13 protein-coding genes, 1 tRNA gene and 1 pseudogene are annotated in these 16335 nt (G+C 69.3%); 10 read left to right on the forward strand and 5 right to left on the reverse strand.

Features of this window, described 5'->3' with window-relative positions:
* The first annotated feature begins 261 nt into the window (after positions 1 to 261).
* From DCW30_RS10400 to DCW30_RS10415, 4 genes are all read left to right on the forward strand, one after another.
* Positions 262 to 1740 carry an FG-GAP and VCBS repeat-containing protein gene (locus DCW30_RS10400; protein WP_079250051.1) on the forward strand — a complete coding sequence of 493 codons (1479 nt, stop codon included), beginning with the start codon at positions 262 to 264 and terminating at the stop codon, positions 1738 to 1740.
* Between the two features lie 238 nt (positions 1741 to 1978).
* A complete protein-coding gene (locus tag DCW30_RS10405; protein WP_076685252.1) occupies positions 1979 to 3430 on the forward strand; it encodes an FG-GAP and VCBS repeat-containing protein in 1452 nt (483 codons plus the stop codon).
* Between the two features lie 151 nt (positions 3431 to 3581).
* The gene (locus DCW30_RS10410; RefSeq protein WP_076685253.1) at positions 3582 to 4556 is read left to right on the forward strand and encodes a Yip1 family protein; all 975 of its coding nucleotides are present in this window, start codon (positions 3582 to 3584) and stop codon (positions 4554 to 4556) included.
* A gap of 247 nt (positions 4557 to 4803) precedes the next feature.
* Positions 4804 to 6237, forward strand: a complete 1434-nt coding sequence (locus tag DCW30_RS10415) for a recombinase family protein (RefSeq protein WP_076685254.1) — start codon at positions 4804 to 4806, stop codon at positions 6235 to 6237.
* 1020 nt (positions 6238 to 7257) lie between these two features.
* Here DCW30_RS10415 and DCW30_RS10420 read toward each other — a convergent pair.
* Positions 7258 to 7767, reverse strand: a complete 510-nt coding sequence (locus tag DCW30_RS10420; protein WP_076685255.1) for a phosphoribosyltransferase — start codon at positions 7765 to 7767, stop codon at positions 7258 to 7260.
* An 8-nt stretch (positions 7768 to 7775) separates the two neighbouring features.
* Positions 7776 to 8351, reverse strand: coding sequence for a dCTP deaminase (gene dcd, locus DCW30_RS10425; protein WP_062774546.1), 576 nt, complete (start codon positions 8349 to 8351; stop codon positions 7776 to 7778).
* A 752-nt stretch (positions 8352 to 9103) separates the two neighbouring features.
* On the opposite strand from dcd, the gene DCW30_RS10430 reads away from it, so the two are divergent.
* A tRNA-Gly gene (locus tag DCW30_RS10430) sits at positions 9104 to 9174 on the forward strand.
* Positions 9175 to 9300: 126 nt separating this feature from the next.
* Here DCW30_RS10430 and DCW30_RS10435 read toward each other — a convergent pair.
* Positions 9301 to 9513, reverse strand: coding sequence for a hypothetical protein (locus DCW30_RS10435; RefSeq protein ID WP_198505337.1), 213 nt, complete (start codon positions 9511 to 9513; stop codon positions 9301 to 9303).
* Positions 9514 to 9531: 18 nt separating this feature from the next.
* Between DCW30_RS10435 and DCW30_RS10440 the strand changes: the two are divergent.
* The 5 genes and pseudogenes from DCW30_RS10440 to DCW30_RS10460 all read left to right on the forward strand — a co-directional run.
* Positions 9532 to 9750: pseudogene (locus DCW30_RS10440) on the forward strand (DNA-binding protein); the annotation flags it as partial.
* A gap of 533 nt (positions 9751 to 10283) precedes the next feature.
* Positions 10284 to 10655 carry a hypothetical protein gene (locus DCW30_RS10445; RefSeq protein WP_123985606.1) on the forward strand — a complete coding sequence of 124 codons (372 nt, stop codon included), beginning with the start codon at positions 10284 to 10286 and terminating at the stop codon, positions 10653 to 10655.
* Complete coding sequence (locus DCW30_RS10450) at positions 10652 to 11014, forward strand: hypothetical protein (protein WP_123985607.1); 363 nt, start codon at positions 10652 to 10654, stop codon at positions 11012 to 11014. The genes DCW30_RS10445 and DCW30_RS10450 overlap by 4 nt, the downstream gene beginning before the upstream one ends.
* Before the next feature lie 446 nt (positions 11015 to 11460).
* A complete protein-coding gene (locus tag DCW30_RS10455; RefSeq protein WP_076685258.1) occupies positions 11461 to 12840 on the forward strand; it encodes a PE-PGRS family protein in 1380 nt (459 codons plus the stop codon).
* Positions 12841 to 12896: 56 nt separating this feature from the next.
* A complete protein-coding gene (locus tag DCW30_RS10460; protein WP_237283402.1) occupies positions 12897 to 13628 on the forward strand; it encodes a hypothetical protein in 732 nt (243 codons plus the stop codon).
* Between the two features lie 138 nt (positions 13629 to 13766).
* On the opposite strand, the gene DCW30_RS10465 is transcribed toward DCW30_RS10460, so the two are convergent.
* Positions 13767 to 15839, reverse strand: a complete 2073-nt coding sequence (locus DCW30_RS10465) for a TerD family protein (protein ID WP_076685259.1) — start codon at positions 15837 to 15839, stop codon at positions 13767 to 13769.
* A gap of 162 nt (positions 15840 to 16001) precedes the next feature.
* Entirely contained in the window at positions 16002 to 16307 is a 306-nt protein-coding gene (locus DCW30_RS10470) for an SCO4225 family membrane protein (protein WP_076685260.1), read from the reverse strand.
* Between the last annotated feature and the right edge of the window lie 28 nt (positions 16308 to 16335).

A 16335-nucleotide genomic window follows, 5' to 3' on the forward strand; every position in this document is an offset into this window, starting at 1 on the left:
CGGCCCCCGCCCCCTCACCGCCCCGGCACGTGAACACCCGCGCGGGGGCGGTTGGTTGGCGTTTGTCCGGGCCTTCACTTCCCTCCCAGAAGTTCTCCGCATTCCCCTACAACCCTCGGCCCCCATCAGAGGTCTTTCTTGCGCCGACCACGGCGCGAGATCACGGAGAACTCCCGGTGAACGCGCCCGGCAGCGCACGTCCGCCGACCACACCCGCCGCGGATGCCCGCCAGGCATCCCCGCACGCCGCAGGAGACCCGCATGGCCCAGCACCAGCGCACCGCCACCACCCGCAGACGCATGCGCCTCGCCGCCGCGACGGCCGCCGCGGCGGCGCTGACCGGCGGGCTGCTCACTGTCACGGCGACCACCGCGTCGGCCGCGGAGCCGCCCACCGCCACCCGGCCCGACGCCGACTTCAACGGAGACGGCGACGCCGACCTCGCCACCTCCGCCTCCCACGCCCACGTCAACGGCAAGGACAGCGCGGGCCAGGTCGTCGTGACGTACGGCGGCACACAGCGCCGCCACGTCACGTACAGCCAGAACAGCTCCGGTGTGCCCGGCAGCGCGGAGAAGGGCGACTTCTTCGGCGCCGACACCGCGTACGGCGACTTCGACCGCGACGGGTACGACGACCTCGCGGTGGCCGCGATCGGCGAGGACGTCGGTTCCGACGTCGACGGCGGCACCGTGCAGATCCTGTGGGGCTCGAAGAACGGCCTGTCCGGCGGCACCACGCTGAAGGACCCGCGCCCCACCAAGCACGACTTCTTCGGCGGACCCATCCAGGCCGGCGACTTCAACGGCGACGGCAAGGACGACCTCGCCATCGGCTCGTCCTCGGGCGCCGCCACCATCGACGTCTACAAGGGCGGCTTCACCCGCGGCGGCGGCACCGGCGGCCGGTACACCGTCCTGCCGCCCATCATCAGCGGCGAGGACGCGGGCCCCATCAACCTGCACTCCGGTGACATCGACGGCGACGGCAGGGACGACCTCATCGTCGACGGCTTCTCCACCGGCGACGGCTACAACGCCAACCTCTGGCTGCCCGGCAGCGCGAGCGGCGTCACGACCGACGGCGTCCAGCGGCTCCCCGGCGGCCACATCACCGACGTGGGTGACACGGACAGCGACGGCTACGGCGACATCATCATCGGTCTCACCTGGGACGAAGGCATCTCGGGCGCCCGCAAGGGCGGCAGCGTGCACGTGGTGAAGGGCAATGCCAACGGCCCGTACGGCGGCAGCGACGTCATCACGCAGGACAGCTCCGGCGTGCCGGGCAGCGGGGAGAACGGCGACTCCTTCGGCGCCGAACTCGACCTCGGCGACATCAACGGCGACGGCCACCTCGACCTGGTCGTCGGCTCCCCCGGCGAGAACCTGGACGGCGTCACCGACGCGGGCTCGATCACCGTCATCTACGGCGCGGCGGACGGCTCCGGCCTCTCCACGGCGGGCTCGAAGCTGTACAGCCAGAACTCCCCCGGCGTCCCGAACACCAACGAGAAGCACGACTTCTTCGGCCTGGACGTCCACGTCGACGACCTGAACGGCGACGGCCGCGGCGACGTCGCCGTCGGCGCCTCCGGCGAGAACAGCGGCAACGGCGCGCTGTACGTCCTGGACGCCAAGCAGAGCGGCTCGCTCTCCGGCACCAGCGGCGTCTACCCCTCCACGCTGGGCATGTCCGACGCGGGCTCGCCGAGCCTCGGCGCGAACTTCGCCGACTGACGGCGACGCCGCCCCACTCCAGTCCCCGGGCCCGCGCCCCCAGCGCGGGCCCGGTCCCTTCGGGGGCGCTCCCGGCGAGGGGGCGGTGCTTCGGGCGCCCCTGCGAGGGGGGGCGCTTGAGGGCACTCCCGGCGAGGGAGGGGGACGGGGCGGCGAAGCCGCGCACAACCCTGCGCCAACCCCAGGTGTCTCAGAGGTGAAGCAACTCCCCACCCCCTCTCCAGAGTTGGAGCCACCTGTGCGCGCACGCACACTCGCCCTCGTCGCGGCCACCGCGCTGGCCGCCGGCGGACTCACCCTGCCCCCCGCCGCCGCGGCGACCGCCGCCCCCGACAAACCCGTGCGGAGCGACTTCGACGGTGACGGCTACGCCGACCTCGCCGTCGGCGTGCCCAGCGGCACCGTCGACGGCAAGGCCAAGGCCGGCTACGTGAGCGTCGTCTTCGGCGGCCCCGGCGGCCCCGGGCCGAACGGCGTGCGCCGCATCACCCAGGCCACCGTCGAGGTGCCCGGCACCCCGGAGCCGGGCGACCGCTTCGGCGGGGCGCTGACCACGGCGTACGTGGACGACGACCCGTACGCCGACCTCATCGTCGGCGCCCCGGGGGAGGACATCGACGCCAAGACGGACGCCGGGTCCGTCACCGTCCTGTACGGCACCGGCGACGGCTTCGCCGTGGCCAACACCGCGGCCCGCGGCACGAAGACCGGCGACGCGTACGGCAACGCGCTGGCCGCCGCCGACTTCACCGGTGACGGCGACGTGGACCTGGCGGTCGGCGGCAAGGACAGGGTCGTCGCCAACCTCAACCCCCTCACCGCCCGCACGGAGCCCCTCATGGGCGACCGCATGGGCGGCCGGGCCCCCGTCATGGCCACCGGCGACTTCGACTCCGACGGCCGCGACGACCTGGCCGTCGCCTTCCACACGCGGAACCAGCCCTACACGCAGTCCCACGTGCAGGTCCGCTCCTACGACAAGGCCGAGGGCGCCTTCCACCTGACCTGGAGCAGCTCCAACGGCGCCGCGAACGCCCTCGCCGCCGGCGACTTCAACGGCGACGGCCGCGACGACCTCGCCCTCGGCAACTGCCGTGAGATCGCCGACGAGAACATCGACGACCCGTGCGGCCCCGAGGAGCTGGCCGAGGGTGGTGGCGTCCACCTCCACTACGGCGGCGCCGACGGCCTGATCTGGGAGGGCCAGACCCTCAACCAGGACACCCCGGGCGTCCCCGGCGTCGCCGAGACGGGCGACGACTTCGGCAACGCCCTGACCGCCGCCGACCTCGACGGCGACGGCAAGGACGACCTGATCGCGGGTGCCCCCGGCGAGGCGATCGGCAGCGCGGCGGGCGCGGGCGCCGTCACCGTCCTCAAGGGCGGCGAGAACGGCGTCCTCGACACCTCGGGCGCGGCGGACGCGGTCGCGTACCAGCAGGACTCCGCCGGTGTCCCGGGCACGGCCGAGAAGGGCGACGCCTTCGGCACGACCCTCGCCACCACGGACTACGACGGCGACGGCCGCCCCGACGTCTCCGTGGCGGCCCCCGGCGAGAACGCCTCCGCGGGCGGCGTCTGGAACCTGCCCGGCGGCGCGTCCACCGGCGGCACGAACGTCACGCCCAAGTCGATCGGGCTGCCCGCGTCTTCGCACCCGTACGCGTATGGAGCGGTGATCGGCCGCTAGGCCCTCGGCCCGCGGACTCCCGGGGCGGATGGGGCTGGACCTGTGGCAAACCCTTCAGGGTTCCCCTAGGGGTTGTCACAGGTCGGCCGCAAACCCCGTCTCCTCCCGAGGAGGGGCGACCCCGCCCGCCAAGACCAGGTACGTTCGATTCGTGGCTGGATTCAGGATCGGACGCGGCCGGGACGACCGCGCCCCGCAATCGCGACCGCAACAACAACCGCGGCAGCAGCCGTACGGACAGCAGGCCCCCCAGGGCCGGCAGCCGTACGGCTACCCACCCGTGCCGCCGAACCCGCAGCAGGGCGGTGGCCCCAGGTACGGGGGCGGCCCGCAGTACGGCGGGGGCGGCCCGCAGTACGGCGGGGGCGGTCCGCAGTACGGCGGGGGCCAGCAGTGGCCCCAGGCCGACGGCGGCCACGGCGAGCCCGAGTACTTCGGCGGCGACCAGGGCCACGGCCCCCAGGGCGGCTTCGACCCGTACGCGGCCAACAACCCGGGTCACACCCAGGCCTTCTCCATCGGCGAGGACCCCTACACCCAGGGCGACACCTACCGCGCCGGTCAAGCCGCCGCGGCGCCCATGGGGCCGCGCCTGCACTGGAAGGACCTGCTGCGCGGCATCGTGCTGCGCCCGTCGCCGACGTTCCTGCAGATGCGGGACTACGCGATGTGGGGCCCGGCGGCCGTCGTCACGTTCCTCTACGGTCTGCTGGCGATCTTCGGATTCGACGACGCCCGCTCGGACGCGATCAACGCCACGCTGTCGGCGGTGGTGCCGTACGTCCTGACCACCGGCATCGCGATCACCATCAGCGCGTTCGTCCTCGGCGTGGTGACGCACACCCTGGCCCGCCAGCTCGGCGGCGACGGCGCCTGGCAGCCGACGGTCGGCCTCTCCATGCTGATCATGTCCCTCACGGACGCGCCCCGCGTGATCGTGGCCCTGTTCCTCGGCGGCGGCCAGACGTTCGTCCAGCTCCTCGGCTGGGCGACCTGGATAGCGGCGGGCGCACTGCTCACCCTGATGGTGAGCAAGTCCCACGACCTCCCGTGGCCGAAGGCCCTGGGAGCTGCCTCGATCCAGCTCCTGGCGATCCTGTCGATCATCAAGCTGGGCACGTTCTAGCGGACGTGGGGGCGGCGTACCGCCCGTGAACGAGCAGTGAGAAGGGCCCGGCGGACAAAGTCCCCCGGGCCCTTCTCACACCCGCGTACCGCTACTGCTACCGCTCTTGCCGTTCGGCGCTGCCACTGCTCAGGCGTCGAGGACCTGACCGGCGCGCTTGACGACGGGCGGCTCGACGCTTCAGGCTGACTTGACTATATGACGGTAGTAGCCTGACCCTGCTTCGGAAGGCAGGGGAGGCCCGATCTTGGCACGCAGCGTGGGGATCTACTCCCGCATCTCGCGGGACGACGAAGGTGACGCTCTCGGCGTCGCCCGGCAGCAACAGGACTGCGAGCGCCTGGCGGACCTGCGCTCGTGGCAGGCCGTGAAGGTCTACGAGGACAACGACGTGTCGGCGTTCAAGCGCAACGTCGTGCGCGACGAGTTCGAGCTGATGCTGAAGGACCTCCGCGCCGGCCTGATCGACGGCATCGTGGCCTACGACCTCGACCGGCTCGCCCGACAGCCGAGGGACCTGGAACGCCTCATCGAGATCTACGACGAGCGCCCGCGGCTCGAGTTCGCCACCGTCACGGATGACATCAACATCGGGACGCCGGACGGGCGCACCATGGCACGCATCATGGTCGCCTTCGCCAACAAGTCTTCGCACGACGCATCGCGCCGCATCAAGAGGAAGCACCTGGAGCTGGCCCAGCAGGGTAAGGACAGCGGCGGACCGGCGCCCTACGGATGGCGGAAGGATGACCGGACCAAGGTCGACCCGGATGCGGCGAAGGCGATTCACGAGGCACAGCGCGAGATCCTGGCCGGCGTCCGCATCGGCACCATCCGCACGAGGTGGCAGGAACAGGGCTTGGGCAACCCCCGCGAGGGCACCAAGCGCATGGCCCACCACCACGTCGAGCACATCCTGACCACTCCCAGGTTGGTCGGCTACCGGACCTACCACGGTGAAATCCTTCACGGGGAGGACGGCCAGCCGATCATCGGCGAATGGGAACCGATCAACACGCTCGAAGAATGGGAAGCCGTGCGCGCAGCGGTCGAAGAGCGGAAGCAGAAGCGTCCCGGAGCGTCGTTCGCCCGTAAGTACCTGCTGTCAGGGATTGCCCGCTGCGGACTGTGCAAGACCAAGATCCGAGGGCAGATCAACCAGCGCTGGACACCGGAGTCAAAGGCCACCAGGTTCACGTACCAGTGCTCTGTGGTGAACGGCGGCTGCGGCAAGGTCAGCCGTACCGGAGAACCTGTCGACCGGCTGATAGCTCAACTCGTGTTGGAGGAGCAGCGCGCGCGAGCCTCGGTGACGGTCGTGCCAATCGACCAGCGTTGGCCGAAGGAGGACGAGTTGGAGCAGATCACCCAGGACATTGCCCAACTGGTCGAGGCCGAGCGGACCAAACAGATCACCGTGGCCACGCTCTTGCAGCTCCTGCCGTCGAAGGAGCGAGCGCGGGACGAGCTGAAGTTGGAGAGAGCCCGCTTCTACAAGGAGCAGAAGCAGGCCGAGGCCAAGGGCCAGACTACGAACCTGACGGTTGAGGAGTTCTTCGGACTACCGATCGAGCGCCAGCAGGAGATCGTGCTGCACTGCCTCTCGGCTGTGCTCATCCACCCGGCCGGCCGGGGGCGTCGCAAGTTCGATCCCAGCTTGATCGAGCCGGTCTGGCACTGACGATCAAACTCGCCCCTGCAACACGAGTGCCCGGCGCACCCACTCCTCGTCCCGCTCAGGTGCCCGGCGGAGGTGCATCTGTATCCACTCCTCCGTCGTCATGACCTTTCCCTCCGTGGCGTCCTTCTGGGGCCGCCGCTCCTTAACGTTCGTACTCATCAAGCCCCCACTGCGCTCCGCTCCGCCGGGCGCGCTTCCCGGCTCCGCTCCGGGCGACGCTCCCGCCTTCGGCTCGCTCCGCCCGCCCGCGCTGCGCCGACGCGCGCCCACATGTGGATAGGGCCGGAAGCCATGAGTCGATCACCGCATAGAGCGGCCCGCAGTTAAAAGCGATGCCTCCGGCGGGGGATCGGCCGGCACCGGAGTGGAGGGGGCACCGTCGTCGCCGACCGCGGACCCGTAGGTGGCGTGCGTGGAGGTGCTCCCATCCCGTCCACCGTCGACCCAGTCAGAGCCGAGCAGACGCGGCCGATGGCGTCCAGGTCGTTCGTGCAGTGGCGCGCTCCACCTGGACACCCTGAACCACGCCCGCTCCACGTTGTGTGGGTCGACGGCGGACGGGATGGGAGCTGGGGAGAGTGGTGGGCTGAGGAGAGAGGGTCGGTCAGAGCCGGTAGGCAATTCTCTCGTCCCGGAGCGCCTTGAGGATCACCTGAAGCTCCTGCTTGCGCATTATGGAGCAATCGGCGCTATTGATCTCCGCCTCAATAGTCGCAATAGCCTTGGTATTTTGATTACGGATCTCGCGCTGCTCGAGCTTCGCAAGCTAAAGGGCACCGTACCTGGCAATCATCTTGCCACCTGGGAGGTCAACCTGCCCACCGTCCGACAGACTTTCAGTGGGACTGTGCGGTTCCACGGGTGCTGAACATCAACCTCCGCAGACGAAGCGGCCAGCGTCGGCTTCGATCATCACTGGCCAGTAGAACTGCTCACCAGCGCCTGCTCGCCGTCATGAGGATGGGTCGTTCTCCACGTAGTGACGCGCAGACACGACCCGGCACTCCCCTTATCGGCCAGTTAGAGGGCTTCCTTGTTCTCCTTGGCTGCCTCACCAGACTTATGTACTGGAGGCAAGACACTCCAGGGGAAATTGATCCACTCGTCGGTCCGCTTCCACACGTACTCGCACTTCACGAGCGAGTGCGACTTCTCATAGATCACGGCGGACCGCACCTCGGCGACGTGGTCGAGGCAGAAGTCGTGGACGAGCTTCAGCGTCTTCCCGGTGTCGGCGACATCGTCGGCGATGAGCACCTTCTTGTCGGTGAAGTCGATGGCGTTGGGCACGGGCGCGAGCATGACGGGCATCTCGAGGGTGGTGCCGACGCCCGTGTAGAACTCCACGTTCACCAGGTGGATGTTCTTGCAGTCGAGCGCGTAGGCGAGGCCGCCCGCGACGAAGACACCGCCCCGGGCGATGGAGAGGACGACGTCGGGCTGGTACCCGTCGTCGGCGATGGTCTGCGCCAGCTCACGCACCGCGCTGCCGAACTTCTCGTACGTAAGGTTCTCGCGCACGTCACTCATACCGCTGCTCACACCTGTGTCCGATGGAAATTGAGGAAGGACCGCGAGGCGGTCGGCCCGCGCTGCCCCTGGTAACGCGACCCGTACCGCTCCGAGCCGTACGGCGCCTCGGCGGGCGAGGTCAGCCGGAACATGCAGAGCTGGCCGATCTTCATGCCTGGCCAGAGCTTGATCGGCAGCGTGGCGAGATTGGAGAGCTCCAGGGTCACGTGGCCGGAGAAGCCGGGGTCGATGAACCCGGCGGTGGAGTGGGTGACGAGCCCGAGCCGCCCGAGGCTGGACTTCCCTTCGAGCCGGCTCGCGAGGTCGTCGGGGAGGCTGATGACCTCGTACGTCGACGCGAGCACGAACTCGCCCGGGTGCAGGATGAACGGCTCGTCGCCCTCGGGCTCCACGAGCCGCGTCAGGTCGGCCTGCTCGACGGAGGGGTCGATGTGGGGGTAGCGGTGATTCTCGAACACCCGGAAGTAGCGGTCCAGCCGCACGTCGATGCTCGAGGGCTGCACCATGGATTCGTCGTACGGCTCGATCCGCACGCGTCCGGAGTCGATCTCGGCCCGGATGTCCTTGTCTGAGAGAAGCACGCACCGAGGATACGCAGAGCGCGCGGGCCGACCACAATCACGCCCGCCGAGCCGCACGCTCCGCCCTTACCGCTCGGCTCCCACCACCGCTCCCGACGGCTCCCACCGCTTCTGGCCGGCTACGTCTCTCCGGCACCGCTTCCGGCTCCCGCCTCTGGACCACCGATTCTGGCGGCCGCCTCTCGGGTCACCGCTTCCGGGGGCTACGGCCCTCGGGTCACCGCTTCCGGCGGCTGCGTCTCTCGGGTCACCGCTTTCGGCGGCTACGGCCCTCCGGGGGGATACCGCCTCTCGCCGCTACCGCTTCTGGCCGGTGATCGGCACGGAGTGCCGGAGGCGGGCGCAGCGCGGACATCGGATGAGCCGGCCGGGACCGAGCCGGCCCGCCTGCTGCATCGGGAACGACGCGGTGCTGAACACGTGCCCTTCGGCACATCGGACGACGGTGCGCTCCATCAAGTCCTCGAGTCCCTTCCCCAAAACCGTATTCGGACCCGTACCGCTGCTGCTTCTCACGCGGTACTCATGCGTCTCGGACCCGTTCCCGGGCCGGCGCCGAAACCCCACATTACGGTACGAAAGGTGCACCTCTCCAGGCGCCACGACCACCGCTCACGCTACGCCCCAACTCCCCCGCCCCGCACGGCGCATCCACCGTCCGGACAGCACACGGACCCCACGGCGAGAGCGCCCGGGGCCCGGTATGGGGTACACTGTGCGACGTTGCGACACCGCTTCGAGCGGCGTCTTTCGCGGGTGTAGTTTAGTGGTAGAACATCAGCTTCCCAAGCTGAGAGTGCGAGTTCGATTCTCGTCACCCGCTCCGCACTAAAGCCCCAGGTCGGAGACCTGGGGCTTTTTCGGTGTCGGGAAAAGCTCGCGGCCCGCCGCGATCGCGTCGCCCGCTTCAGCCGCTGGACCACGGTGGAGCCGGGGGAGCCGTACGCGGTCAGATCAGCGCGCGGGCCCTGCGCTCCCAGTCCGCAACCCGGGTCATCACGCCGCTCACCTGCTCGACCGTGGCCGTGAGGTCCCGGCCGGGGACTCGCAGCTCCCGGCTCATCTTCACCAGCCACCGCATGCCGACCTCGACCTCACCGAGCACACCGACGACCTCGTGGGTGGACTCGGCAGTACTGCCCGGCAACACGGGTGCAGGCATCCCGGAGACCGGAGGCCGGCTCTCTCACGCGTCAAGGTGGAGCCGGTCACCGAACAGGCGGCGAAAGCAGCAGCGGAACTCCTCAAGGGCGCCGGGCTGCACGGGCACACGTACGCCATTGACGCCACGGTCGCCGAAGTCGCCCTGCGTCAGCCGAAACCTGTCGCCCTTCTGACCTCCGACAGCGACGAGATGACCAAACTCTGCGGAGACCAGGTTCGCATCATCCCTCTCTGACGCGCCGCCCCACTCCGACCCCGAGCACACCTCCTGGCAAGGCCCGCCGCCCCGCTAGCCTCGTGCCCCATCCGTGCCCAGCGGAGCGGACAACAGCGGTCAGGTACAGCTTCCAGAGACCATGGCAATCCAAGTTTCCTCGCGGGAAAGCGCAGATCAGACTCGCGACCAGGCGCACTGATGGTTATCTCGTACCTCAAGCCGATGCATGGCCCGAACGCTTCGCGAGCCATGGTGCGGCGCGTCGAGGGCTCCACGTCCGGGTCCGATCCCGAGCCACGTCGCCGCAGGCGTGACGGGTCTCAGACAGGCCGGCCAAGTAGTCGCCATGTTATCTCCCAAGTCTTTCAGAAATTGAATCGGACACTATTCGACAGGGAAATGCCACCCTGGCGAACCCGGGGCAGGCGGCCACTTGACCAACCTCAAAGCCAAGCCATTCCGTGATGCACATCGGGAAGAGCAAAGCTACCATGAGAGGAGGCAGGAAAGCCCTGCGAAAGGGCTGCGGCGTCAACACGGTGGGTGAACAAATGTCTCAGCAAGCGACGCAGGAATCGCCGACACCAGAGCAAATCAAAGAGCTCAGCGCGAGACTCGCCGAAGTGGCATCGCACCCTGAGTTCACGCAAATGCTCAGGGAAATCGAAGAATCTCCCGACTCTGAGCGTCTCGCCACGGCCACCCGCCTTGCCAGCGTGGATGAACTGACCGCGAGAGGGATACCGGTTCCCGAAGGATTCCGTCTCACTACGCGGTACTTCGAGAATCCCGCATCGGTGACTCGCGGTGACGTGGCGACCTCGCTGCCGGAACCACCTGAAGAGGATCTGGCCAGGGCCACTGTTTGCGCCTCCGTGGGATACATCGTGTGTGCCTCCGTGGGCGGAGAGGTGCAGATTTGACTACCCAAGAAGTTCTCGCGAAAGAAATCGAGGCTGCCCTGTCCGAGGTGACGTCCTTTGTCTGTTCTCCGGCAATGCAGGACGTCATGCAGGAGTTCTTCAGCCTTCCAGAAGAACAGCGACCTCAATACGTTCTTGACGTTCTCCTGAACCCAGGCGAGCTCGAAAGGCGTAAGGTCGACGTTCCCAGCGGAGTCATCATTCAGCGGTCGGCCTTCCGGGACAACCGGCCGACTCTCTTCTGCGTCACAAAATACTTGCCTCCCGGATTGGGATGGAAGAAAGTGACTGTGACGATCGATAACTCCAGGGGAGAGCCAGCGCTCTCGTTCTCGAACTTCGAGGATGTTGCGGCGTAAGCGGCGTAACACGCCTCGCACAAGCGTGGCCCACCCCAACCGCCCACGCCAACCGGGACTGGCTGAGCGAAGTAGTCCCACCATCCAAGGGCAGCCAACAGGACGAGTAAGTCCACGGGATAGCAAACCGGAGTGTGAGCGCCCTCCCGGGCCGTCGTCGGACCGCGGAAGGGCGCTCAGTGAACTATCGAACTCAGTGAACTATCGCCAGAGACCGCGGCTCCCATGCCTGCTACAGCTCGTACGCCGCGTTGACGTCAGAGAGGGCCCTCAGCCTGCGGTGGTGTGCCCCGGGGCTTCTGCGGGTGTGTGGTCGGGGAAGTCGTGGTCCGGGAAGTCGTTGTCGGGGAAGTCGTTCCCTCTGGGACGCCTCTGTCCGCCCTTGCGGCTTACCCTGATGCGTCGAGCAGCGGAGGCCGGTCGCGGGGTGAGAGGCGGGGGCAGGGATGTCGTACCGGGGGGCGAACGCCGAGGATCTGGAGCAGTTGGCGAAGCTCGTGGACGGGCGCGGTGGTCTGGAGGAACGCCTCGGTGAGGCCTTCACCCGGGCCGCGCAGCTCGGGGTGGCCGGCCATCTCTCGCCGCTGAAACCGCTGCGGACCTGGAGCCAGAGTCAGGGCGCTGATCTGCGTAAACGCGCCGCCCTCCTGCGCCTTGAGAACGGTGATCCGCTGGCGGGGCTGCTGTGGGCGGGGTTCACGGCCAAGGACCTGGAGCAGTACGACGGCAAGGGGATCAAGCCGGAGACGCTGCTGCTGGCCAATTCGGTGGCGGCGAGCGACGATCCCAACGCCCAGGACCTGTCGCGGCGGCCCGGGGAGAAGCTCGGTGACTACGTCGCACGGCTCGAAGCGCATGCGCTCGCGAAGATCCCCGGTCTGGAGCCGCACGAGCAGTCCCTCACGGAGATGATCAAGTTCGGCTCCGACGCGTTCAACGTCGCCGCCGCCACCCAGGTCGTGGCGGCGAGCGGTCTCTCGGGGACCAAGGTGCTGCTGGGCAATGCGGTGAAGACCGGAAAGCTCGGGCCGCTGAAGGACGCCCTCGCGACACGGTGGACCGCGCCCGGCAGCAGCCCCGTCCTCCGTTGGGCGGGTACGAAGCTCGGCAACTACAACCCGCCGATCCGTTCGCTGGCGGCCCCCGGCAGCTGGTTCCCCGGGCAGCTCGGCAACATGGCCTCCCGGAGCCCGTCCTACCAGCGCGTCGCCAACGTGCCCTTGAGTTCCGGGTTCCTGGGTGACCGATGGGGCGGCGGCTGGGACAGGCTCCGTGCGCGCGGCTTCATGAACGCCAAGGTGCTCGGCTTCACCCCCAATCAGGCCATCAACTTCTTCGCCGGGTCGGACGACATGGCCCGCGCCTATGGCGGGCTGACCCATTCCGGGCAGGCCGTCACGCGCGCCGGGCACGCCAACCTCCTGACGGTCGGCAAGGCCGGCGGGTTCGGTGCGGCGGCGAAGACCGCGGGCCTGTGGCGGGGAGCGGGCATCGTCGGTTCGGCGGGCGCCACGGCGTTCTCCGTGGCGAACATCGCCACCATGGACCACGGCAAGGAGTGGAAGAAGAACAAGGCCGGCTACCTGGCCAACTACGCGGAGGTCGGCTTCAACGCCTCCCTGACCGCGGCGATGGTCGCGCCCACTCCGTTCACCGTCGGCGCCGCCGTGGGAACCGGCATCGTCTACGGAGGGCTGAAGGTCGTCGAGCACTGGGACGACATCGAGAAGGGCGCCGGTGAGGCGGCCGACTGGGTCGGTGACAAGGCGGGCGACCTCGCGGGCGGCGCCAAGAAGCTGGGCGGCGCCCTCAACCCGTTCGACTAGCGGCAAGAATGGGAAGCGCGAAGAGCGACGTACGCGATGAAGGAGCCGCCGACGCCATGGAGACGAGCAGCGCATCCCTGGAGTTCGAGCTGATTCCGTTCAGCTCCGGCTCCGGCACCGAGAGCTCCCGTGCTGAATGCTCCCGTACTGAAAGCTCGCGTGCCGAAAACTCCCGTACCAAGGGCCCCGCTGCCAAGGGTTCCGGGACCAAGAGCTCCGGGACCGAGGGCTCCCCCGCCAAGAACGAGCTTCCCACGGCGGGGCTCACCGGCGACGTGGGGCGTTTCGGGAGCGTCACCGTGGAGCGGTGTCCGCTCTACCGGCCGACCGAGAAGGGCATGGACACCGTTCGGTTGAGCGGTCCCGGCTTCCCGGAGACGACGTTCCGCGGGAAGCGCAGGTCGGGGCAGCCCTCACTGTCCAAGGCCGAGCTCACCCTCGCCGGCCGGGCCGCGGAGCTGCGGTTCAACGCCCGTGCCCTGCGGAAGGAGGACCGGGCGCTGCGCATCTCGTACGACGGCCGGGAGTACGTCTACTCCGCCGAGGGACTGGGCAAGGCGAAGGTCCTCACCCGTGCGGACGTCCGGGTCACGATGGAGCCCGGTCAGTATGTTCCCGCGGGGGCGGGGACGAAGAGGACGGGCACGGCCACCGGGCCCGTCGACGCCGTGGATCTCGCGGTCGCCATCGTGCTCGAAGCGGTGGACACCGATGTCCTGACCCTGAGCGGCACCGCGTTGTCGTCCCCGTTCGCCCTGCTGCACCACTTCTCGGATCGCGCCGAGTGACACGGGGTCACCGACCGCAGGGGTGACCAAGGCCGGGGTCGAGGCGGACCTGCGGGCGTGCCAGCGTGCGGCCTCCGGTCGCCGCTGTGCGGTGGCCGGAGGCCGGGCGTCGCGTCTGATGCCGTCGGCGGTGCCGTCTCACCTGGCGAGGGACGGCTCCGCCGGGGCCGTGCGGCGGGGTGCGGGGGTGTCCAGGTGGACCGCCACCGTGGCGTAGAACTTGTGCACGGCGTCGTCCACGCTGCGGATGAAGCCGGTCTCGGCGTTGCCCCGGCCGTTGCCCATGCCCTTGAACAGGGACAGCCGGAACCCCGTGATCCGCGCGCCGTTCTTCGGCAGGAGGTCCGCCGGCTCCGGGCGCAGCCGCTCCAAGGTGCCCCGCGGGCCGCCCGACCCGTCCTCCACCAGGGTCTCGATGTGCAGGTCGGCGGGCGCGTCGGTGAGGCGTTTGACGAGCCGTTTGGCCCAGGTCAGCGGGTAGCCCTGGGCTGGGGCGGGAATCTCGACGGATGTACGGAGGCGGCCCGTGCGCAGGTCCGCGGTGACCGCGAGGACGCCGGGCGTGCCCTCGATGCGCAGCTCGGAGCGCAGCCTTCCCTCGGAGCACAGGTCGTCCGCCAGGAGCGAGCGCCGGGCCGCCGGGTCGACGCCCCGCTTGGAGCGCTGGACGGGCAGGACCTTCTGGCCGAGTTCGCCGCCGAGCCGGAGACAGACCTGGCGGATGAGCCGTTCCCAGCTCTCCACCACCTCCACGGCGCGCGGGTCCCCCTGGCACAGGGTCTCGTCGTCGATGCCGTTGCGCACGGGCACCCAGGCCGAGCCCATGTTCTGGAAGCCGTGGCAGCCGGAGTTCTCGTGCTGGACGTAGTGCAGCAGTTCCTGGAGGAGCCAGGCGTGCGCCATGGTGCCCACGCCCTCGTGGCGGAGCAGCATCTGGGCCTGGTGCGCGACCTCGGCCCAGGACAGGTGCCACAGGGCCACCTTGTGCTTGCGCCTGCCGTCGGTCTTGACGTCCACCAGGGGGCTGCCCTCCAGCGCGACGTCGTTCGACAGCGTGATCACGGCCTCGTAGCCACGGCGGGCGGCGATGTCCATGTACGCCTGCACCTGTTCGGCCTTCAGCCCGTTCCCGTTGGTCTTGGTCTCGACCAGCGCCGTCCAGAGCTTGCCCGCCCGCTCCACCCGGATCACTCCGTCGGGCCGCCGCGGGGTGTCCCCGTGCGGGAGGGAGACCTCGGTGAACGTCTCCATACGGCCCGCGGGTGCTCCGAAGGCCGCGGTGAGCCTCCTGCCGAACTCCGGGATGTTCGCCATCACCGACAGGAGCACCGAGGTGGCCCGCATCTCGCGGTCCCGGTCGCTCTTGAGCGAGGACACCGGGAAGAGCCTCGCCTCTTTCCACGACTCGTTCTCCGCCAGCGATTTCCTGGCCACCTTGGGCAGGGTGACCTTCTTCTTCGCCGTCCGGGGGCGCGACGACGACTTCACCGGCGCCGCCTGCTCATCGGCCCGCCGCGGCGCCGGGACGGTGGCCGGTGACGTCGGCCCCGCCGCCGGTGCCGGCACCGGCGGCGGCGACGGCTCGGGGTCGGCGGGCGCCGCGGCGGGCTCGGCGGCCGCGTCGTCGTCGATGTCCACGCCGAAGTCCTTGGCCAGGCCCGCAAGGCCGGTGTCGTAGCCCTGTCCGACGGCCCGGATCTTCCACCGCCCGGCGCGGCGGTAGATCTCCCCGAAGATGAACGCGCTCACCGAGTCGGCCTCGTCGATCGCGAACCGCAGCAGGTCCTCGCCCGTGCCGTCGGCGACGGTCAGCCGCAGGTCGTCCAGCTCCCCGAAGTGCCCTCCGTCGTAACGGCTCGCCGCCACCACGATCCGGTCCACGGGGTCCGGGACCGCCGTCAGGTCGAAGCTGATCCGGTCCTTGCTGCCGCTCCCGGTGGGCGTCTTGCCCAGGAGCCGCACGCTGCCGTCGGCGGCGACCGGGTTGTTGTAGAAGTAGAAGTCCGCGTCGCTGCGGACCTTTCCGTCGGCGTCGAGCAGCAGGACGGAGACGTCGGCGTCGCCCTCACCCGTCGGGCTCGTCCAGTCCAGACTCACGATCACGGAGTCGATGCCGTCGGCGTTCCCGGCGCCCTCGGTGCCCTCGACGTCCCCGGCGTTCTCGCTCAAGGCCGCCAGGCTCACGTTGGCGCCCTTGCTCAACTCGTACATAGCCCCCACCCCCTGGCGCACACCTCAAACGTGCGATGGCCGTCCCCTCACGGTGGCGCCGGTCGAACCGTTGTGACGTGCACCACATGCAGTGCACACCGGCACCTTAGTACTCGGGCGGGCAGCCCGCTCCCGTCTGCCCCAACTCTTGGAAAAGCGGCGTCACTCCCCCGTCCCCCGCTTCAGGCCCCGGCTCAGCGCCCGGCCGCACCACCTGATGATCGCGGCGTTGGTCAGGGCGCCGATGAGGATCGCGGCGACGAAGTAGGCCGGGCCCTCCGGCAGGGCCAGGAACAGCAGGCTCGTGGGGGCCGTGGCCAGGAGGGGGATCACGCCCGCCATCGACTCGTCCGTGGAGTCCATGGCGGTCACCACCACGGCCCAGATCAGCAGGGCCACGCAGAGCACCGCGTAGGCCAGGGCGGTGAGGTCGGCGGGGGAGAAGCGGCGGCCGGGGCCGGTGGTCACAGGGGGCTCCTTGCTGGGGGCGGTGGGG

Source organism: Streptomyces alfalfae (assembly GCF_004127445.1).
In the GTDB taxonomy this organism is placed as follows: Bacteria; Actinomycetota; Actinomycetes; order Streptomycetales; family Streptomycetaceae; genus Streptomyces; species Streptomyces alfalfae.

What these genes read in the sequence shown, in the direction of transcription:
- DCW30_RS10400 (WP_079250051.1), top strand. Translation starts at nt 262, where the DNA reads ATGGCCCAGCACCAGCGCACCGCCACCACCCGCAGACGCATGCGCCTC.
- DCW30_RS10435 (WP_198505337.1), bottom strand. Translation starts at nt 9,513, where the DNA reads ATGCCTGCACCCGTGTTGCCGGGCAGTACTGCCGAGTCCACCCACGAG.
- DCW30_RS10465 (WP_076685259.1), bottom strand. Translation starts at nt 15,839, where the DNA reads ATGTACGAGTTGAGCAAGGGCGCCAACGTGAGCCTGGCGGCCTTGAGC.
- DCW30_RS10455 (WP_076685258.1), top strand. Translation starts at nt 11,461, where the DNA reads ATGTCGTACCGGGGGGCGAACGCCGAGGATCTGGAGCAGTTGGCGAAG.
- DCW30_RS10460 (WP_237283402.1), top strand. Translation starts at nt 12,897, where the DNA reads ATGGAGACGAGCAGCGCATCCCTGGAGTTCGAGCTGATTCCGTTCAGC.
- DCW30_RS10420 (WP_076685255.1), bottom strand. Translation starts at nt 7,767, where the DNA reads ATGAGTGACGTGCGCGAGAACCTTACGTACGAGAAGTTCGGCAGCGCG.
- DCW30_RS10445 (WP_123985606.1), top strand. Translation starts at nt 10,284, where the DNA reads ATGTCTCAGCAAGCGACGCAGGAATCGCCGACACCAGAGCAAATCAAA.